We start from the raw sequence: 2,795 nt of genomic DNA on the forward strand, positions 1-2,795 counted from the left end.
ACAGGCCACCAGAAGGTCTGTCCGCTCGGCCACCTCAACTGCCTGAAGACGCTGGAAGTCGGCCAGGTCGCGGCGCTCCGCCAGCGGTGGCGTGTTTTCGGGCGAGGTCGAGCCGTAGACGGCGACGATCGGCGTGCCGACGGCGGCCGCGACATGCATCAGTCCGCTGTCGTTGGACACAGCCAGCCTGGCGGCGGATATCAGGTCGATGGCGTCCTCCAGCCGCGTCTGTCCGGCGAGGTCGACGACGCCGGGGGCCAGGGCTGCGATCTCCGCCGTCACGTCGCGGTCGTTCTTCGAGCCGAACAGCGCAACCTTCAAGCCTTTGCCCATGAAGCCGCTGGCAAGCCCGGCATAGCTTTCGCTGGGCCAGCGCTTGGCAGGGCCGAATTCCGCGCCGGGCATCAGGGCCACGAATTTCTGCGGCGCCAGCCCGAAACGGCCGAGCAGGTCGACCTGGTTTTTCGTGTCCACGCTAAGCCGGGGCGCCCGGAAACTGCCGCCCTGGGCAAGGCCGAAATAGGCCTGCGCGGTGCGTCGTTTGATGCTGTCGGGCAATGGCACGACGTCGGTCAGCAGGCCATAGCGCATCTCGCGCAGATTGCCGACACGGCGCGGAATGCGGGCAAAGAACGGAATCAGCGCCGACTTCCAGCTGCCCGGCAGGATATAGGCCATGTCGTAGCGGCCGCGCAGCAGGCGGCCGAAGCGGCGGCGATGGGTGAATTCGAGCGCGCCGGGTTTGAGCGGAAAATCGATCTGCTGGCGGATTTCGGGCATGCGCTTGACCAGGGGTGCTGCCCAGGCAGGCGCCAGCACATCGATGGCGGCGTTGGGATGCAACTCCTTCAGCGCCGAAAACAGGCACTGCGCCATCACCATGTCGCCCACCCAGCGTGGGCCGATCACGAGGATCGTTGGGCTTTCAGCCATTCGACATAGTCTCTGACACCGGTTTCCACTGTCCGGAATTGGCCATTGTAACCGGCCGCGCGCAAACGGGACATATCAGCTTGCGTAAAGCTCTGGTAGCTGCCCTTGAGATGGTCGGGAAAGGGGATGAATTCAATCTCCCCTTTACCCAACGTGTCGATCACCGTTTCGGCGATGGCGCGGAAGGGCTGGGCACGGCCGGTGCCGCAATTGAAGATGCCGCTTGAGCCCCGTTTCCACAGCCACAGATTGACGTCGGCGACATCACCGACATGGATGAAGTCACGGCTTTGTTCGCCGGGTCCGAATCCGTCATAGGCGCCGAACAGTTTCGGGTTCTCGCCTCGCTCGACCTGGTTGAACAGATGGAAGGCGACGGAGGCCATGGCGCCCTTGTGCGCTTCGCGCGGGCCATAGACGTTGAAGTAGCGCAAGCCTACGACCTGTGAATGGTCGGCCTGCCCGGCGAACACGGTTCGCCTGACATAGTCGTCGAACAGCTTCTTGGAATAGGCGTATACGTTGAGCGGCCGTTCCAACGCGGGATCCTCGAGGAACTCCGAGCCGCCGCCATAGACGGAAGCCGAGGAGGCATAAAGGAAAGGCACGCGCAAACTCTGGCTTGCATGCAGCAACCGTTTCGAGAAGGCGTAATTCACCTCCATCATGAATTTGCCGTTCCACTCGGTGGTGGTCGAGCAGGCGCCCTGGTGGAACACGGCCTCGATGCGGCCGAGCGAGCCGGCCTCCATGCGGGGCAGGAAATCGTCCTTGTCGAGATAGTCGGCGATCTTGAGATCGGCAAGATTGACGATCTTGTGACCGTCGGTAAGGTCGTCGACGACGAGGATGTCGTCATGCCCTTCGGCATTCAGCGCGGCGACGATGTTGGAGCCGATCATGCCGGCGCCGCCCGTGACGATGATCATGAAGGACCTCTGGTTGCTTGCGATTCCGGTCCTTATAGGGGAGGCTAGCCGGGCTGTCGACAAAGCCAGGTGCATGCGCCTGTCCTGCCATTTTATGCGCTTGTCTGTTTTGTCTATTTTGTCTATTATGGACAAAACAGGGTATCCCATGAAAAACTATCCGTCGACCGATCTGAAACAGAATCTTGGAGATGTGCTTGCAGCTGCCAGCCAGCAGCCGGTCTCCATCACTCGCCACAACAAGCCGAGATACGTCCTGATGAGCATCGAGGCCTACGAAGCGCGCTTCGGCAACGACAGCCGCCGCGTCTACGCTGCGAAGGACGCCCCGACCGAACATGTCGAGATGCTCGAGGAGTACGCCGCGGAATTGGACCGTGATTAAACCCGCTGCTGCGGACGTCTGGCGATATCCATATCTTTGGCATCGCCAACACGGAGACGGCGAGACCGAAGGCCGGAAGTCACGGCCTGTGGCCTTTGTGGCTGTCCTTCCTGGGAAAGCCGGGGGTACCAACCTCTTCATACTTGCAATCACTTCCACACAGCCGGGTCGTGATCGCGTTGCAGTCAGCATCCCGGAAATTGAACGCCACCGTGCGGGCCTCGATCCTATGCCCCTTTGGGTCATGGTCGATGAGTACAATCATGATATCCTGGAAGCGTCGGCCTATTTCGAGCCGGGTGCGCGAATTGGCGCGTTCAGCCCGTCATTTCACAAGAAAATTATGTTCGCTTTTACTGCGGTTGTCCGCACGGGTCAGTCCAAAGCAATCCCGCGCGGACTGAATCGACAGGGCAGAGCACGATCGTGAGGGACCAAAAATGCCATCGACCGAACTGCTCATCGCGTTTTTCGCCACCACGGCGATCTTCGCCTACATTCCAGGCCCGGCCATGCTCTATGCCGCCGCGCAGACGATGGCGCGCGGC

General features: G+C 61.2%; 3 protein-coding genes and 1 pseudogene. 2 read left to right on the forward strand and 2 right to left on the reverse strand.

Features of this window, described 5'->3' with window-relative positions; genetic code table 11:
* The coding region (gene waaF / locus ENZ74_RS27860; protein ID WP_245471018.1) for a lipopolysaccharide heptosyltransferase II at positions 1-933 on the reverse strand (933 nt) is incomplete at its 3' end.
* Positions 906-1,862 (reverse strand): ADP-glyceromanno-heptose 6-epimerase, encoded by a 957-nt coding sequence (gene rfaD, locus ENZ74_RS27865; RefSeq protein ID WP_063170316.1) that lies wholly within the window; start codon positions 1,860-1,862, stop codon positions 906-908. The genes rfaD and waaF, both read right to left, overlap by 28 nt.
* Between rfaD and ENZ74_RS35380 the strand changes: the two genes are divergently transcribed.
* Positions 1,834-2,247: a type II toxin-antitoxin system Phd/YefM family antitoxin gene (locus ENZ74_RS35380; protein ID WP_224675156.1), complete on the forward strand. Its 414-nt coding sequence runs from the start codon at positions 1,834-1,836 to the stop codon at positions 2,245-2,247. The genes rfaD and ENZ74_RS35380 overlap by 29 nt on opposite strands.
* Before the next feature lie 440 nt (positions 2,248-2,687).
* Positions 2,688-2,795, forward strand: a pseudogene (locus ENZ74_RS27880) (LysE family translocator); the annotation flags it as partial.

The sequence above is a fragment of the Mesorhizobium sp. M7A.F.Ca.CA.002.15.2.1 genome, from assembly GCF_003998715.1.
GTDB lineage: Bacteria > Pseudomonadota > Alphaproteobacteria > Rhizobiales > Rhizobiaceae > Mesorhizobium > Mesorhizobium ciceri.